This is a genomic window from Bacteroidota bacterium, assembly GCA_016706865.1.
Classification (GTDB): Bacteria; Bacteroidota; Bacteroidia; order Chitinophagales; family BACL12; genus UBA7236.
In genome coordinates, this window is record JADJIS010000001.1 from 124,399 (window position 1) to 142,789 (window position 18,391).

Genomic DNA, 18,391 nt, shown 5'->3' on the forward strand with positions numbered 1-18,391 from the left:
TAATTAGCAAATTAGTTAATTAGCAAATGGAACAGCCGCGTACTGCTGGGGAGGAAAATTATTGCTTCATGGGAAAAGGAATTCAACAATTAGCAGATTAGCAAATTGAAAGTCAATAACTAATGAGAAGGAAAATTATTGCTTTGGAATTAAATACGGAATGTTTAAAAGTATATCAAGTTTTCAGGTTTACTGAAGTCTGGCTGTTCATCGGTACATTGGTACATCATCACATCGGTACATTCTCTACGCCCAAACCTTAGTTCCTTCGGTGCAATTCTTACAAATATCAATTTCCCCTCTTCCTTTAAGTAAAGCTGTTCTGAATTTATGATATTTTCCGCCTTGCCACAGATGTTTAAATGTAGTGTCTTTAAGATCGCCGAGTTGGTGGGTGGCGTCTTTGTCGAAACAACAGGGAACTACCGTTCCGTCCCAGGTAATTACGCAGGAGTGCCATAATTTCCAGCAGTGATTCGACATTTTATTTTTAATGGAATAAGTGCCATTATTATTTTGCTGATAACGGGAATAATAATCAATGGTAGGAATTAAATTAGAGCCATTCTCGTAGTCGTAAATTTGTGCAGTTTTAAATGCAACTTCATCCACCCCAATTTCTTTTCCTAATTTTTTAACGTCTTCAATTTGATGTTGATTTGGTTTTACAACAAGAAATTGAAATATAACAAAAGGTGTACTCGATTTTAATTCTTTTTTCCATTTCACAATATTGCGCGCACCTTCCAAAACCTTTTCGAGTTTTCCTCCTATACGATATTGTTCATAGGTATCTTGTGTAGTACCGTCAATGGAAATTATTAATCGGTCCAATCCGCTTTCAATTGTTTTTTTTGCATTTGCATCATTCAAATAATGTGCATTGGTGGAAGTGGCTGTATATATTTTTTTATCGTTTGCGTACTTCACCATATCCAGAAAATCAGGATTGAGATAGGGTTCGCCCTGAAAATAAAAAATGAGATAGGTAAGATCTTTACCAACTTCATCCATTGTCTCCTTAAAAAAATCTTTTTGCAACATTCCGGTAGGACGGGTAAATGAACGCAAACCACTTGGGCATTCCGGACATCTTAAATTACAGGAAGTAGTTGGTTCAAACGATAAAGAAATTGGCAAACCCCACTGCACAGGTTTTTTGCTCCACATGCTATAATAATAACTCGATATCACCTTACTCATATTCCAAATTCTCCGCGGGGTGAGTTTAGAGGCGTAATTGAGTGAATCGGTTATACTAAATGGCATAATTTATTTATTTGCGGACGGTCCGCGTAATTTATCTGAAAATCCTTCCAGCGACTGAAAGTTTTTTAATTCAAGTTGACATTTTCTTTTTTCGGTACTGCTGATTTCGTAACAATAATCGAGGATCTGATTAAAGGATTGTGGAATAGCAACTGATCTTTTAAGTGTGCTTCTTTCATGATCGCCTTCGAACCAAAACATTTGCATGGTCTGACAATAATTACATTTTACCGGCCAATTTTTTTGAGCCATCAATTCTGCATTCATTTCTTTCACCATAGCCATTAAAATTTTAAATTCATCGGGATCCGTTTGAAAACAATACACACTGGAATCCAAACTGCTGATCATAAATTGAAAACTTGTACTCTTTTCCATGATGCGAAAAGAAACCACGTTAAAATTTCCATCAAAGAACATGAAATCAATAAACCGTTCATTATATTGTCGGAATACAATTGGAGGGCCAACTAAAGTATCTTCTCCAATAATTTTGATAGTATCCTCTCCTATTGTTTTTGTTTGCCCGAAAACAATTCCCGAAGCAAAGAGCGAAATAAAAAATACGGATGAAATAAATTTCTTCATTATAATTTATAAATGTTCAAATTGTTTTAAGAATCGCAAATCATTTTCTGAAAATAATCTGATATCATTAATTCTGTATTTTAAAATTGCCATACGTTCCAATCCGAAACCGAATGCAAAACCTGTATACTTTTCGCTGTCAATTTTACAATTTTCCAAAACCACAGGATCTACCATTCCGCAACCTCCAATTTCCACCCAGCCCGTTTGTTTACAAATTGCGCATCCTTTTCCACCACATACGAAACAGCTAACATCCATTTCGGCACTAGGTTCCGTAAAAGGAAAATAACTTGGACGTAAACGTATTTTAGTATCAGCGCCGTATAATTCCTGCGCCAGATACAAAAGAGTTTGTTTCATATCGGCAAAGGTTACTCCTTCATCAATATACAATAATTCGATCTGATGAAAGGTGCAATGTGCACGTGCAGATATTGTTTCGTTGCGATAGGTTCTGCCAAGTGCAACTATTCTGATAGGAGGTTTTTGTTCCTCCATAACACGGATCTGAACATTGGAGGTATGCGTTCTTAATAATATCGCAGGATTGGTCTGCACATAAAAAGTATCCTGCATGTCGCGAGCGGGATGGTCTTCCGGCATTCCTAATGCGGTGAAATTATGCCAGTCGTCTTCTATTTCAGGACCTTCCACAACAGAATATCCAATTCTGGTAAAAATATTTACCAACTCCTCTCTTATTATAGTAAGTGGATGTCTTGAACCCGGATTTTTAGTTGCAACGGGTAGTGAAATATCTATTTCAGCAGATTTATTATTACCTGCTTTTTTGTATTTTCCTTCTAATTCTGCAAATCTATTTTCAGCCAGTTGTTTAAGTTCGTTTACTCTCTGGCCAAATTCTTTTTTTAATTCATTGGGAACATTTTTGATCTCGGAAAAAACATCCTTCAAAACATTTTTTGTCCCTAAAAACCGTATCCTGAATGCTTCAAGTTCTGCTGCATTGTTTACGGCAGATCCCTCCACTTCTTTTTTTAACTCCTGAATGTTATCAAATTGGTTCTGCATAGGTTCCATGCGGCCAAAATTACAAAATAAAAAGGGCGGCAAAAATTTGCCGCCCTTGTATAATTTATTGATGGATATTTATTCTATCACAAACTTCTCAGAATAAGAAGATTTGCCATTGCTGATAACAACAAAATAGAATCCTGCTTCTAAATTAGCAACATTCATTTCTATCATGTTTTCACCTGCAACCACAGAATTTGAAGTATTAACAACCTGTTTGCCAAGAATATCAAACACCTGCACTCCAACATTCATATCTTCCTGAACGCTGTAGTAATCAACAGTAACGATATCACCTGAAGCCGGATTTGGGAATACAGAAACGATAGAGTTATCGTATTCATCCATTTCCACATAACTTCCGTCTGTTCTCCAGTTTGAAGAGCTTGTAGAAATTAAAAGATCATAACAGTCACCAGCGCTGAATGCACCGTCCCAACCATATACTTTAACATAACGGGTTCCTGCCTGAGTAGTATTCCAAATGATTGTCTCACTTGTTGTGCCACCATTTTCAGAAATACCTTTCTGAGCAACAGATTGGTTATATAATCTCACATCATAATCAGCAGGCAATGAAGTCAAACTGATTTTGATTTTTGTATTGGAACCAGTGGTTGTAAATTTAAACCAGTCTGCATCTGTTGAAGTTGCAATTAACTCAAGATATGTAGTTCCAGCAGTTAATGTAGCAGCTGTTCCTGAAGTATTATTTGGCTCATAATTATCAACACAAGCACCACCACCACCGGTAGTAGTAAATGTAGTAGATGAAGTAAATGCACTTGTTCCTGCAGCACAAACAGTTTGAACCTGCCATTCGTAAGCTGTTGCAGCTGTTAAGCCGGTAACTGCTTTAGAAGTAGTTGCTGAAGTTGTATTTGTCCAGGTTGCACCTGCAGTTGTTTTATAACGAACGTTATAACTAGTTGCACCTGCTGCTGCTGTCCAATTGAAAGTAGCGCTTGTAGTAGCAACCAAAGTTGTATTCATTCCGGTTGGAGCATTACAAGTTCCTCCACCGCCGCCGCCGCAGCCATTAGATGTTAAAAGGGCAGCACGTGATCCACCAACTGCAAATAAAGCCTGAGCTCTGGTTTTTTGACCTGCAGTAAATAGGTTCATACAACCATCATCGGTGTAATCCATGTAGTTTTGATACATATCACCGTTTGGTCCGTTAGTACAAGAGATACGAATTGCTCCGTTAGGGCAACCATAAGTTTCGTCTGCCTGATTTGGAGTATCAGCACAAAGATCTGATCCACCGCAACCTGTACCATCGTCACCCCAAATATGATATAAATTCAGCCAGTGACCAACTTCGTGGGTAGCTGTGCGTCCAAGATCGTATGGAGCAGAACCTGCGCCACCAACACCAAAATAAACGTAATCTATAACAACACCATCAGTTGAAGCGGAGCCACCAGGAAATTGAGCATAACCCAATAAACCACCTGAAAGGTCGCAAACCCATAAATTGAGATATTTGTTCCTATCCCAAATGGTATGACCATAAGTTCCAAATTTCATATCATCACCAGTGCTGAATGATGTTTTAGAAGTGCTTGTTCTGGTAATACCAGTGGTTGGGTTACCACTAGGATCAAGTGTAGCGAGGCAGAAATTAATTTCACAGTCAGCAGCAACACCGGCAAAATAACCAGGAGTTTCACCAACATCTGAATTTAATCTTCTGAAGTCATCATTTAATACATCCAATTGATTGTAAACCTGAGCATCTGAAATGTTTTCAGAAGCAATATTGTACACAATATGTACAACAACCGGAATAGTAACTACAGCTCTTTCACCGCTGTTTGCTTCAGTAGCAATGTAGTTTTGGGTAAACTGCTCAATAGCCTCGCGATTAGCTGCATAAAACGGATCTTCTGCCCTTAGTCTGGCATCAACATCCATAGTTGAGCAACTACGTTGCGGTGCTTGCGCAATCACCAATCCTCCCAATAAAAATGAAAGGGTTGTGAAAAGTAACGATTTTTTCAACATTTGAATTAAAAATTTAGGGTTAAATAAAATTAATATCTAAAACAGCGTGTTATGTTTAGACTAGGGTCACATATATTAACATGATGCGGGAATGAACAATAGATGCGTCGTGTCAATTATTGGTTGCGTAAAATTAACTTAATTTTTCAAATACAAACATAATTTTCAAATCTTTGGATTATGCCAAACGGGTGTTTGTCACTCAATCATGCTTAAAACCACCAATTATTAGCTTAAAATTGCCCTGAAACATAATAATGGCGGCAATTTAGATCTTATTTAAATTATTTTTGAATGTCATGAATAGCTCCTTTTTCAACAATTTGCCATGTATGCAAAGGATTGAATATCAATATTTCAATAATTATAAAAAAATTAACAAAAGTGACTAATTACTGAATAAAATGTAAAAGATATTCTATTCTGAAATGCACTAATTCAAACGTATGCTAATTTTGTGGGGTGGAAAAAATTTTGAAGAATTTATTAACAGACCGGATTTTGGTGCTGGACGGGGCAATGGGCACCATGATTCAGCGGTATAAATTGAGCGAGGAAGACTTTAGAGGTCAGCAATTTAAGGAACATAACTATGATCTGAGGGGCAATAATGATATACTTTCTCTTACACAGCCACAAATAATTAAAGAAATTCACAGGCAATATCTGGAAGCAGGTGCCGATATTATAGAAACGAATACATTTAGCGGAACAAGTGTTGCCCAGGCTGATTATCATTTAGAACATATTGTGTACGAGCTGAACTACCAGTCAGCTAAGATCGCAAAGGAAGTAGCGCAGGAATTTTCAGAAAAAGAACCTGACAAACCCAGATTTGTTGCCGGTGCTTTAGGTCCTACAAATAAAACACTTAGTCTTTCCCCTGATGTAAACAACCCAGGTTATCGGGCAATAACTTTCGATGCATTGTCAGATGCATACTACGAACAAGCCAAAGGTCTTATTGATGGTGGGGTGGATATTATTCTTATAGAAACAATATTTGACACTCTGAATGCTAAAGCAGCTATTTATGGAATAGAAAATCTTTTTGAGGATATTGGTAAAAAAATTCCCGTTATGATTTCGGGAACCATTACAGATGCGAGTGGAAGAACATTAAGTGGACAAACCGTGGAGGCATTTCTAATTTCCATTTCTCATATTCCATTATTAAGTGTTGGATTAAATTGTGCTTTAGGTGCAAAACAATTAAAGGAACATATTAAAACTCTTGCCGAAAAAACGGATTTTTTTGTTTCTGCATATCCAAATGCCGGTTTACCAAATGCTTTTGGTGAATACGATGAAACACCGGAAAGCAATGGTAATGATATTGAAGAATATTTAAAAAATGGTTGGATAAATATTATTGGAGGATGTTGCGGAACTACACCTGAACATATTAAATATATTGCCGGCATCGCTAAAAAATATGCGCCGCGTATTCCAAGAACTTTGCCCAGATTACCGTCCTATTCCGGATTAGAACAATTTGAAATTTATGAAGGAAGCAATTTCGTAAATGTTGGAGAAAGAACAAATATTACGGGAAGCAAACAATTTAAAAGATTAATTAAAGAAGAAAAATACGATGATGCATTAATTGTTGCCCGACAGCAGGTGGAAAACGGAGCGCAGATAATTGATGTGAACATGGATGAAGGTATGATTGATTCTGTGGAGGTGATGAAAACCTTTTTAAATTTAGTAGCTGCTGAACCTGATATTGCAAGAGTTCCGGTGATGATAGATTCCAGCAAGTGGGAGGTGATAGAGGCGGGATTAAAATGTTTGCAAGGAAAATGTATCGTGAATTCTATTTCATTAAAAGAAGGTGAAGAAAAATTTATATATCAGGCGAAAAAAGCAAAAAAATTGGGCGCTGCGGTCATCGTAATGGCATTTGATGAAGAAGGACAGGCAACTACCTTAGAAAAAAGAATTGCCATATGTAAAAGAGCATATGATCTATTAGTAAATAAATTGAATTTTGATCCTACAGATATTATTTTCGACCCAAATATTTTGACGGTTGGAACAGGTATTGAAGAACATAATAATTATGCGGTAGATTATATTAATGCTACGAGATGGATAAAAAATAATCTTCCGGGAGCGCTGGTAAGTGGAGGTGTGAGTAATATTTCATTTTCGTTTCAAGGTAATAATACAGTGAGGGAAGCTATGCATTCTTCCTTTCTATATCACGCAATTAAGGCGGGGATGGATATGGGAATTGTGAATGCAGGAATGATAGATATTTATGAGGATATAGATAAAGATCTTCTCGAAAAAATTGAAGATGTTCTATTTAACAGAAATGATAATGCCACAGAAAATCTTATAACTTTTGCAGAAACTTTAAAGAAAAAAGATAAAGCAGAAATCACAACCGACGAATGGCGCGGTAAAAGTGTGGAGGAGCGACTTGCACATTCCTTAGTAAAAGGAATTACGGAATTTATAGATGCTGATATTGAAGAAGTGCGATTAAAGTATGCAAAACCATTGGAAGTAATTGAAGGTCCGTTAATGGCAGGAATGAATATAGTTGGTGATCTTTTTGGTTCCGGAAAAATGTTTTTACCTCAGGTTGTTAAAAGTGCAAGGGTGATGAAAAAAGCTGTTGCCTATCTCCAGCCATTTATTGAGCTGGAAAAAAAATCATCGGGTAATACTTCAAATCATCCGAAAGTTTTAATGGCAACTGTAAAGGGGGATGTACATGATATTGGGAAAAATATTGTTGGAGTTGTTTTGGCATGTAATAATTACGAAATTATCGACCTCGGTGTAATGGTATCTGCCGAAAGAATTTTGACTGCCGCGTTAGAAAACAAAGTTGATCTCATCGGTTTAAGTGGATTGATTACACCATCTCTGGATGAAATGGTTAATGTTGCACAGGAAATGGAAAAAAGAAAATTTACCATTCCATTGTTAATAGGAGGTGCAACAACATCCAGAACGCATACTGCGGTAAAAATTGCGCCTGCTTATTCGCACCCTGTTATACATGTAACCGATGCCTCGCGAAGCGTTACAATTGCCGGAAAATTATTGGGAAAAGAAAAGAGTGTATTTACTAAGGAAATAAATGACGAATATCTCATTATCGAACAAAATCATAAATACAAACAATCTTTCAAAGGATATATTACCCTGGAAGAGGCAAGAAAAAACAAATACGAGATCGACTGGAATAATTATTTAAAACCCGAACCCTCATTTACAGGAATTAAAATTTTTGAAAATTATTCATTGGAAGAATTATCAAAGTATATTGACTGGACACCGTTTTTTCAAACCTGGGAATTACATGGAAAATATCCTGAAATTTTAAATGATGATATAGTTGGTCCAGCGGCGAATCAATTATTTAACGATGCACAGCAGATGCTGAAAAAAATTATCAGCGAAAATTTGTTGGAGGCGCGGGCAGTAGTAGGGATTTTTAAATGTTATGCAGAGGGTGATGATATTATTTTGGTAGATGAAAGTGGAACTGAGATAAAAAGATTATTTAATCTGCGACAACAAAATAAAAAAGCTGATGGGCAGGCGAATTATTGTTTGAGTGATTTTGTAAGCCCCATCTCGGTCTTCCCCATAGGGGAAGATGTCCTAACGAGCGAGAATTCAGATACCATTGATGAAATAAGTTCGCATGAGACAAAGGGCCCCATCTCGGTCTTCCCCATAGGGGAAGATGTCCTAACGAGTGAGAATTTAGACAACATTGATGAAATAAGTTCGCATGAGACAAAGGGCCCCATCTCGGTCTTCCCCATAGGGGAAGATGTCCTAACGAGCGAGAATTCAGATACCATTGATGCCTTAAGTTCGCATGAGACCAATAGTGCGGAGGAATTACTTAATGATGATGGGCAACCATATCAAACAGCTGATCCACATGTGTATAGATTTTTGAAAAGATTTGCAAAAGATAACCGAACATTCAGTACAGATGCTGAAGCAATGTTATGGAGAAATCTTAAGGGGAAAAAATTAGACAATTATAAATTTCGACGTCAACATATTATCGGAAGGTTCATTGCTGATTTCATCTGCATAAAAAAGAATTTGGTTATTGAACTGGATGGATTAATTCACCAATTACCTGAAAATAAAGAATCCGATGAAATAAGAACAAGCTATTTAAATGAACATGGATTCACAGTTTTACGATTCACGAATAGTCAAATATTAAATGATACTGAAAATGCGATTTCTAAAATCTTAAAAACATTAGAATCACTTCAGGATAATACAAGAAATTATCAAACAAACGAGAATGAAAAAGTCCCCTATGGGGATTTAGGGGCCCTTAAGTACGATCATATCGGAGCATTCGCAGTATCCACCGGATTTAAAATTGAAGAACAGATAGCGCTATTCGAAAAAAATCATGATGATTATTCGGCGATACTTTTAAAATCGTTGGCTGATAGATTAGCAGAGGCGTTTGCGGAAAGAATGCATGAGCGTGTTCGAAAAGAGTTTTGGGGATATGATAAGAGTGAAAAATTAAATACTAAAGATCTGATTGAAGAAAAATATCAGGGCATAAGACCTGCCCCGGGATATCCTGCCTGTCCTGATCATACGGAAAAAATAACGTTATTTGAATTGCTGAATGTAGAAAATAATATCGGTGTGCAACTAACTGAAAGTATGGCAATGTTTCCTGCGGCGAGTGTTAGTGGTTGGTATTTTGCGCATCCGGAAGCTAAATATTTTGGGATCGGGAAGATAGGAAAAGATCAGGTGGAAGATCTTGCAAAAAGAAAAAATATGCCCTTTGAGGAAATGGAAAAATGGTTACGGAGTAATATTAATTATTGAGTAATTAATTTGCCGCTGAAATATTTTAATTGGAGCTCTGCAATTTTAGCATTTAATTCTTCGGTGAGATATCTGTTTTCTGTATTTACTTTTTGCAATTGAATTTCGCGCAATTCCACAGATGTAATAGCACCGAGATTAAATTTTTCTAATGCAATGGATACATTTTTTGTTGCTGATTCAATATTTTTTTGCTCAATTTTCATCAACTGAAGTGAAGTTTCATATTGATTATATAAAATTACAAGATTGGTATTTACAGATAATTGTGTTTGAAGAATATCCAACTCTTGCATTTGTTGCATCACTTTCATTTGTTCGATATTTCGGGATACAGTGAATCCATTAAATAATGGAATAACAAGTGAAACACCCGCCAATGGACCTACATTTAAATTGGATTCCACAAATCCTGCTTCTGAAACTGATTTTAAAAATCCATACCCTGCATTTAGGGAAACTGTAGGATATAAATATGATTTATATTCCTTTACCTGTAATTCTGCAATTTGTTTATTTTTTTCTGCAATAAGCAATGAGGTGTTATTAGCATATACATTTTCTTTGATACTTGTTAAATTTATCGTTTGATCTACAGCAATTTTTTCATTTATATCAAACGTTGTATTTGCATCTCTTGCCATATATTCATTTATTACGGCTTTTGTATTTTTAATTTGTAAAAGTATATTTATATATGCCGAGCTATCGGTATTCAGGTCAACCTGAGCCTGAAGTACATCTAACCCTGAACCGGAGCCTATAACATTTCTTTGTTGCGCAATTTTTAAACGTTCTCCTGAAATATCAATTGCATTTTCCATAACCCTTTTGGCATTCTCCAATTGAATAAGATTATTCCAATCTATCATCAATTGCATTGTAATCTCTTCCAGTTTCGCTCTAACTTCCAATTCACCTAAGGCATACAATTGTTCCAGTTTATCTTTTCTGGCGAACATTCCCAAACCATCAAAAACAGTCCAGTCTAAATACACTCCGGCATCTAAAGAATTAGCACCTGCATTTTTTTCTGACCGTGTTTCCCCGCTAAAATATTGTTGTTCAGAATTTGTTACCTCAACATCGTAATTTGCAATAGCAGAAATTACAGGAAGCATTCCGGCATATCCTGCGTGATTTTGCAGATCGGTAATTTGAAGTTCCTTATTTATTATTTTTATACCATAATTATTTTCCCATGCTGTATTCAGAGCTTGTTGTAGTGTTAGAGTTTGCGCGGATAAAATAACAGGCGTGCTCATAAAAAATACACATATAATTTTACAGATCTTCATATTTCCAAAACATTTAATTTTCCTCACCTGATGTTATTTTCTTTTTTGAAGAGGAGATAAAAGTATATATTAATGGTATTAAATAAAGGGTTAAGATAAGCGAAAATAATAATCCACCAATAATTGCAATACCCATAGAAACTCTGCTTTTGGAAGAGGCACCAAGGGCTAGGGCAATAGGTAAAGCTCCTAAAACTGTAGCGAAACTTGTCATCAGAATAGGACGAAAACGTTGCGATGCGGCTTCAATTGCAGCTTCAAAACTATTTAAACCGGTTTCTTTCCGTTGATTGGCGAATTCCACAATTAATATTCCGTTTTTAGTGACTATACCAACCAAAACAATAATTCCTATCTGACTGAAAATATTTAACGTTTGTCCGAATATCGATAAACTCAAAACAGCACCGGCAAGTGCCAATGGAACCGTAAACATTACAATTAACGGGTCGCTGAAACTTTCGAATTGAGCTGCTAAAATAAGATACACTAAAATAAGAGCTAAAAAAAATGCGAATTGCAAACTATTGGAACTTTCTGCAAATTCTTTCGAAGTTCCGGCCAATGCAGTAGAAAAACTTTCATCCAACACCTCTTCTGCAATTTTATCCATAGTTGCAATTCCATCACCAAGTGTATATCCTGGTGCAGGATTTGCAGAAATTGTTGCAGCAACGTATCTGTTATACCTGAATAATTGTGGAGGTGAGCTTTTATCGGAGAGATGTACAAGATTATCGAGTTGAATTAATTCACCGCGATTGTTTTTTACATATGCTTTTGTCAGATCCAATGGTTCATCGCGATTATCTCTTGTTGCCTGACCAATTACCTGATATTGTTTATTATTCAGAATAAAAAAACCAAAACGCTGTCCGCTGAAATACAATTGTAATGATTCTGCAATATCACGAACAGAAACACCTAATACCTTTGCTCTTTCGCGATCTATTTCAACTGTTAATTCCGGTTTATTAAATTTCAAATTAATATCCACTACCTGAAATCCTTCTTCCTGAGCTGCTTTTTCCATGAATTGTGGAATTACTTCTCTAAGCCGCTCAAAATCAGGCGCCTGAATTACATATTGCACCGGCAAACCTCCGCGTCGGTCGCTTCCAATAGTTTGTTCCTGACTTATAAAAGTTCTCGCGAAATTATATTTTTTAACTATTGCCGCAACCTCATCAGCAAGTTGTTGTTGAGATTTATCACGTTCTGTTGCATCCACCAAACTCACCCGGATAAAACTGGAATTTGCAGCACTGGACGATCCAAACGATGGTGCAGTAACTGCAATAATATTCGCTTTTTCCGGTAGCGTATCAACAACATTAATTAATTCCTGATTAAAGGCATCCATACTTTCGAAAGATGTACCTTCCGGCGCTGTAGCATTAATTACAAATCGGCCTTTATCCTCCATTGGAGCAAGTTCTTCAGGTAATTTTCCACCAAAATAAAAAATAATACCAACAGGAATTAATATTAACGGGATTACGACCCATCTTATCTTTATTAATGATTTAAGTGAAGAAGTATATCCATTAACTAAAGCTAAAAAAAACGGTTCTGTTTTTCTATATAACCAATTGTGTTTTTCGCGTTGTTTTAAAATACGCGCACTCATCATAGGCGTGAGTGTTAAAGAAACAATAGCGGATATTAGTACGGCACCCGCAACAGTAATTCCAAATTCGCGAAATAATCTTCCTGTTAATCCCTGTAAAAAGATAATTGGTAAAAAAACTGCAGCCAATGTTATGGTAGTTGAAATAATTGCAAATGTTATTTCTTTCGAACCTTCGTGTGCTGCTTTATGAGGTGCCATTCCGCGTTCCACCTTTGAATAAATATTTTCTAATACCACGATGGCATCATCAACAACAATTCCCGTTGCCAGAACAATTCCAAGCAAGGTTAAAACATTGATAGAAAAACCGGAAACATACATGATAAAAAAAGCACCTACTAAGGAGATCGGAATTGCAATAACAGGAATTAAAGTTGTTCTCCAGTCACGCAGAAAAATAAAAATAATGAGCACAACAAGTCCGAATGCAATTAATAAGGTTTCCTTTACCTCTGAAATTGCTTTTCTTATACTTGTAGTTGTATCCAAAGCAATATTATATTTTAGATCATCGGGTAACTCCCCTTTTATTTGATCTACTCTGCGGTAAAATTCATCTGCAATTTCAATGTAATTCGAACCCGGTTGAGGGGTAATTGCAATTGCCACCTGTGGAATTCCGCCATTTCCCCTCAAAATTGTTCTTTCATTTTCAGGTAATAATTTGGCCTGACCAATATCTTTTAATTTAATTACTGATCCATCGGTTTCATAAATAATGAGATCGTTAAAATCATCTTCCGAAATTAATCTTCCGAAGGTGCGAATAGAAAGTTCGGTAGCATAACCTTCAATTCTACCTGTAGGTAATTCTACATTTTCCCGGTTAAGTGCATCACGTACATCTGCAGGAGTTAAATTATATCCTGCCAGTTTTATCGGATCCAGCAATAATTTCATGGAGTATTTTTTTTCACCCCAAATTCTTATTTCACTTACGCCGGGTATTGTTTGTAATCTTTCTTTAAATACATTATTTGCAATTTCCGACAGTTCCAATAAAGTTTTTTCATTGCTTTGGATGGTCATGGAAACAATTGGATTTGAATCGGCACTCGATTTTGCAACTACCGGTGGATCACAATCCGGAGGTAAATTCCGCACAGATTGACTAACTCTGTCGCGCACATCATTTGCTGCTGCTTCGAGATCGACATCCAATTCAAATTCTACGGTGATGGTACTTCTACCATCACTACTTGTTGAAGATAGAGATCGAATTCCTGCAATTCCATTAATGGATTCTTCCATCACTTCTGTGATCTGAGATTCCACCACATCGGCATTTGCTCCTATATAATTTGTTGTAACTGTAATAATTGGCGGATCAACGCTTGGATATTCTCGAACACCTAAAAATGAATAACCAATAATTCCAAATAATAAAATGAGTATCGAAATAACGGATGCAAGAACAGGGCGATTTATTGATATGGATGATATATTCATTCCTGTTTTTTATTTTCATTTGGTGAAACTAATAATACAGGTTTTACCGGCATTCCATCGCGCACAGTTAATAAACCGGTTACAATTACAGAATCACCCGGCATTATTCCCTCAGTAATTTGAGTCTCCTTTTCTGATCTGATACCCGTTTTTACCAATTGAAGTGAAGCATGTCCGTTTTTTACAATTAAAACGGATTGTCCGTTAATGGTTGGAATTAATGCATTGGAGGGTAAAATCATTGCATTACTAATAGTTTCCAATGATATCTGCAATTTTGCAAAAGCGCCTGGTATTAATTTATTTCCGGGATTTGCGCTGATGGCTCTCACTTTAACCGTTCTGGTTGCTGCATCTATTTTCGGCTCCTTCGCGTATACTTTCGCAGTATAATTATTAAGGTCACCCTCCACTGTAAAATTTACGACAGAACCATTATTTAAAAGTGCTGCGTATTTTTCAGGAACACTGAATTCTACCTTAACGGGATCCGACTGTTGTAAAACTGTAATAAGATCAGAAGATGATACGAATCCCCCTTCACTAATATACCGCAAACCTATGGTTCCGGAAAAAGGTGCTATCACATTTGTTTTATTGATCTGAATTTCCAGTAATTCTTTATCTGCCTCCAACTTTAATAAATTATTTTGCGATTGATCATATTCTTCCTTGCTGATACCATTTATATCCAACAGCTTTTTTTTACGAGATTCATCTTCTTTCGACAATAAAATGCTGAGTTCTGTCTTTTTTAATTGTGCTTTTAATTCCAGATCATCAATTTTTACCAACAATTTACCCGATTGCACCCTTTCACCTTCCTTAAAATAAACGCCTGTAATGCGCCCCTGAATTTCACTTCTGATCTCCACCTCCTCATTGGAAAGTACAGTTCCAGTGGCATTTATAGAATTTTCAAGCGCTTGTTGTTGTACAACAACTACCTGCACCGATTGAGCGGGCGCAACACCCTTAACGCTTCCCTCCGCAGGTTTTTTCTCCTTGGCACAGCCTATAATGAATAAAACTGCTATAAAGTAAAATGCTTTTTTCATAAATTCGATAAAAATAATTTCAGTTTAATAAATATTTAACTACAAAGTAAATTCAGAATAGTTCAATATATCACTTTTTAAAAAAAGTTAACAATTGTTAATCTCTAAGATTTTGGCGATTCTGTTCGAAACTAATTCCATATACGGAGTTTAAATTTTTCAGATCAAAATCAAAATATTGTTGAGCCAGTACAAATTCTTCCTTAGAAATTTTTTTCTGGTCAACTTCTTTTTTATTCATTGCATACACCTTATCAATAATTCCTGAATTGATCACCAATTTCCGGAAAGGTCTTAAAACAAATGAAATTACCTTTCTGACTGTGCTTTCTCTGTTCAATAATAATTGTTGCAACCATTTACTTTTAACGCTGGAACCTGCATTAAATTTTGTTTCTGATTGTTTAAATGAAATATTTGATATGTTTAATTTTGATGTTAGATTTTTATAAAACAAATCAGGGTCCTTTTTTAGATCGTCCAGTTTCAATAAAATAAAATTTTCTTTAGGGAAAAATTGTTCCCAATATTGTAAGTGTTGAAAATACAAACTTCCATAAAAATGACAGGTATTGTTTAATGCCACAATATCGTCAGTGTTTAATCTGTTTTTTTCCAACTGCAAGGTTTTTAAAAACGAGTTATTCTCCTCTTCGTGTCCATAATTCACAGAATAATTATAATTGGAATACGCCCTTTCCGCAGGATCACGCAGCATTACTATCAATTTCATATCCGGATTATAATTTCTTATTCTTTCCGGAGCTTTTTTATCTACCAACAAATAGGTATCGGCAGTTGCGATAATTTTATTTTCGTTTTGTTCAAATAAAGAATGAAAATATTTTTCACCCCGTTTATAAAGATCTTCAATAGAAAAGTAGTGCACTTCTTTTGTTATAGAAAAATTTACTTCCGGATGATTGGAAAGATATTCATAAACAGAAGTTGTTCCGCTTCTTCCTGCACCTATAATTATGGTATTTACTTTCATTTTTTTCCCACTGATCTTTTTAATAAATACCAGGAATATTCATTCTTAATTATTTGTTCTGCACTAAATTTTCCAACTTCCATAGGAATTCGTTCGATTAATTTTGATTCAAACGGATCCCTTAAACCTGCAGTGCCAAAAAGAAGATCAATTTTCAATTCCGTTGTAAATCGTCCTATCGTTTTATTCTCAACACCCTCCGCAGTGAATGGGAAGGCGAAATATTTTTTCTGTCCGGGAAAATTATCTTCCACAAAAACCATACTTTTTTTTGTTTGTTCCATTTGCTCTTCGGAGAATATTTTTTGATACAGAGGATGATCGTGACTGTGCCCACCAACTGAATATCCTTGGGAAACTAATTGTTTTATTTCTTCCGACGTCATATAAGGTGCTACTTTCTTTAAATATCTTTCAAAATCAATTTGCGATTCTCTACCTATTTCATTTATGATATTTTGATCAGCATAGGTTAACGACAATAATTGTGCAGTTATTTTTTTTATGTCGGATGTGTTGCTTTTTAACGTTTTATTAACAGCGTTCCTTATTTTCTCGTCATGAAGATGGTCAATAATAATAGATACTTTATATCTGTAGAACAGGTCTTTATTGTCTACAAATGATGAATTTAAAAAAAATATTGCAGGAATTCTTTTTTTATTCAAAATGGGACGAACAACATCAAACATTTTCCTCAATCCATCATCAAAACTCAATACAAAATAATTTTGATCTGGATCATAATTTTGTGAAAGGAAATCATCTATGGATAATGGTATAAAATATTTCAATAAAAAATCGAGATCATTGATAAAAGAGGTAATATTTTTTGAAGGGTATAAATGTTTAATATGAACTACATCCTCATCGCTAACAGAATGATAAAAAGGAAAAATAATTTTGATTCCCGATTTTTTTATCAAAGCAGGAATGGAACGCGACGCATTAATTCTATTAAATAAATTAAAATATAGATTTTTTGGTCCACGCATATTTATACCTTCCCTAATGGAATGGTAAAGCTAAATCAAAAGCACAAATAAGTTTAAATGCGTTTATAAATGCATTTCAGAATTCAAGTTTTAATTGGCCCGGTCTTCTGAATGCAGATATATTAAAGGTAAAAGGAGTATTGTGTCCCATATATTTCTCCTTCATCATATAAAACATTTGACGAATCACATTTGCCAGTTCCCCATCTCCGCGCATGCGAACTCCCCATCGGCTATCGTTTAATTTTCCATCATGCACTGCTCTTGTATTGCTGAGAACACGTTCAGCATGCATAGGAAATGTCTTCCAGATCCAGTCTGAAAAAATTTTGTCAATTGCCCCATTTAATCTCAACATATTATAACCTGCAGTGGTGGCACCATGATCGGCAGCAGCCTTTATAATATCAGGTATTTCGCTGTCGGTAAGTCCGGGAACCACAGGTCCTATCATTATCCCAACCGGAATACCGGCTGTGGTCAGTTTTTCAATCGTTTTTAAACGGGCCTTGTAAGTAGCAGTGCGCGGTTCCATTTTTTGACGAATATCCTCCTTCAAACTCGTAATAGATAAAAACACATGGGTAAGATCATCTTTTGCCAATTCCTGTAAAATGTCGATATCGCGCAGAATAAGCTGGTTTTTAGTGATCATACTCGCTGGATTTTTGTATTTCAAACTCACTTCAAGCAATTTTCTGGTGATCTTCATTTTTCTTTCTATTGGTTGGTAACAGTCGGTATTGCCTGAAAATGATATAGGAGCAGCAACCCATTTCGGGTCAATAAAAACTTTTTCAAGTAGTTCCGCCGCGTTGTGTTTAATTATAATACGTGTTTCAAAATCTAAACCCGCACTAAAACCCCAATAATTATGCGTGTTTCGGGCATAACAATAAACGCAACCATGTTCACAGCCCTGATATGGATTAACGGAGTAAACCATAGCAGCATCAGGACTTTCCACCTTATTAACCACCTTTTTGGCGTTTTCAGTAAAAAATAAGGTTTTCCGGTCTCCCAACATCTCCTCATCCAATCCTTCAATATGCTCCTGAATATAATTTTTATCGTGAAAAGGATTGAAGGGATTGATCTGTGCTCCCCTGCCTTTAAAAAAAGTTTCATTTATTTTTGGAAATTCCATAATTGTCATTATTTTTGACAAATAAAGTCATATTATTTGACAATAACAAATTTAAAAATAGTTT

The 18,391-nt window shown here is 35.7% G+C and carries 11 protein-coding genes; 1 reads left to right on the forward strand and 10 read right to left on the reverse strand.

All coding sequences use genetic code 11. From position 1 onward, the window contains the following. Positions 1-246 precede the first annotated feature (246 nt). The 4 genes from IPI31_00535 to IPI31_00550 all read right to left on the reverse strand — a co-directional run bounded on the left by IPI31_00535 (position 247) and on the right by IPI31_00550 (position 4,905). A complete protein-coding gene (locus IPI31_00535) occupies positions 247-1,269 on the reverse strand; it encodes an SPASM domain-containing protein (protein ID MBK7566291.1) in 1,023 nt (340 codons plus the stop codon). Between the two features lie 3 nt (positions 1,270-1,272). After that, entirely contained in the window at positions 1,273-1,857 is a 585-nt protein-coding gene (locus tag IPI31_00540; GenBank protein ID MBK7566292.1) for a hypothetical protein, read from the reverse strand. A 6-nt stretch (positions 1,858-1,863) separates the two neighbouring features. Continuing rightward, complete coding sequence (gene pheS / locus IPI31_00545) at positions 1,864-2,892, reverse strand: phenylalanine--tRNA ligase subunit alpha (protein ID MBK7566293.1); 1,029 nt, start codon at positions 2,890-2,892, stop codon at positions 1,864-1,866. 78 nt (positions 2,893-2,970) lie between these two features. Then, positions 2,971-4,905 (reverse strand): T9SS type A sorting domain-containing protein, encoded by a 1,935-nt coding sequence (locus tag IPI31_00550; GenBank protein ID MBK7566294.1) that lies wholly within the window; start codon positions 4,903-4,905, stop codon positions 2,971-2,973. 462 nt (positions 4,906-5,367) lie between these two features. Between IPI31_00550 and metH the strand changes: the two genes are divergently transcribed. Continuing rightward, entirely contained in the window at positions 5,368-9,753 is a 4,386-nt protein-coding gene (gene metH, locus IPI31_00555) for a methionine synthase (protein ID MBK7566295.1), read from the forward strand. Here the strand turns inward: metH and IPI31_00560 are convergent. The 6 genes from IPI31_00560 to IPI31_00585 all read right to left on the reverse strand — a co-directional run bounded on the left by IPI31_00560 (position 9,747) and on the right by IPI31_00585 (position 18,327). Beyond that, positions 9,747-11,018, reverse strand: a complete 1,272-nt coding sequence (locus IPI31_00560) for a TolC family protein (GenBank protein ID MBK7566296.1) — start codon at positions 11,016-11,018, stop codon at positions 9,747-9,749. The genes metH and IPI31_00560 overlap by 7 nt on opposite strands. A 46-nt stretch (positions 11,019-11,064) precedes the next feature. Continuing rightward, positions 11,065-14,133, reverse strand: a complete 3,069-nt coding sequence (locus IPI31_00565; GenBank protein MBK7566297.1) for an efflux RND transporter permease subunit — start codon at positions 14,131-14,133, stop codon at positions 11,065-11,067. Further along, positions 14,130-15,191, reverse strand: coding sequence for an efflux RND transporter periplasmic adaptor subunit (locus IPI31_00570; GenBank protein ID MBK7566298.1), 1,062 nt, complete (start codon positions 15,189-15,191; stop codon positions 14,130-14,132). Before IPI31_00570 ends, IPI31_00565 begins: the two co-directional genes overlap by 4 nt. A gap of 97 nt (positions 15,192-15,288) precedes the next feature. After that, positions 15,289-16,185 carry a sulfotransferase domain-containing protein gene (locus IPI31_00575; GenBank protein MBK7566299.1) on the reverse strand — a complete coding sequence of 299 codons (897 nt, stop codon included), beginning with the start codon at positions 16,183-16,185 and terminating at the stop codon, positions 15,289-15,291. Beyond that, positions 16,182-17,180 (reverse strand): polysaccharide deacetylase family protein, encoded by a 999-nt coding sequence (locus IPI31_00580; protein ID MBK7566300.1) that lies wholly within the window; start codon positions 17,178-17,180, stop codon positions 16,182-16,184. The genes IPI31_00575 and IPI31_00580 overlap by 4 nt, the downstream gene beginning before the upstream one ends. A gap of 76 nt (positions 17,181-17,256) precedes the next feature. Then, entirely contained in the window at positions 17,257-18,327 is a 1,071-nt protein-coding gene (locus IPI31_00585) for a PA0069 family radical SAM protein (GenBank protein MBK7566301.1), read from the reverse strand. Between the last annotated feature and the right edge of the window lie 64 nt (positions 18,328-18,391).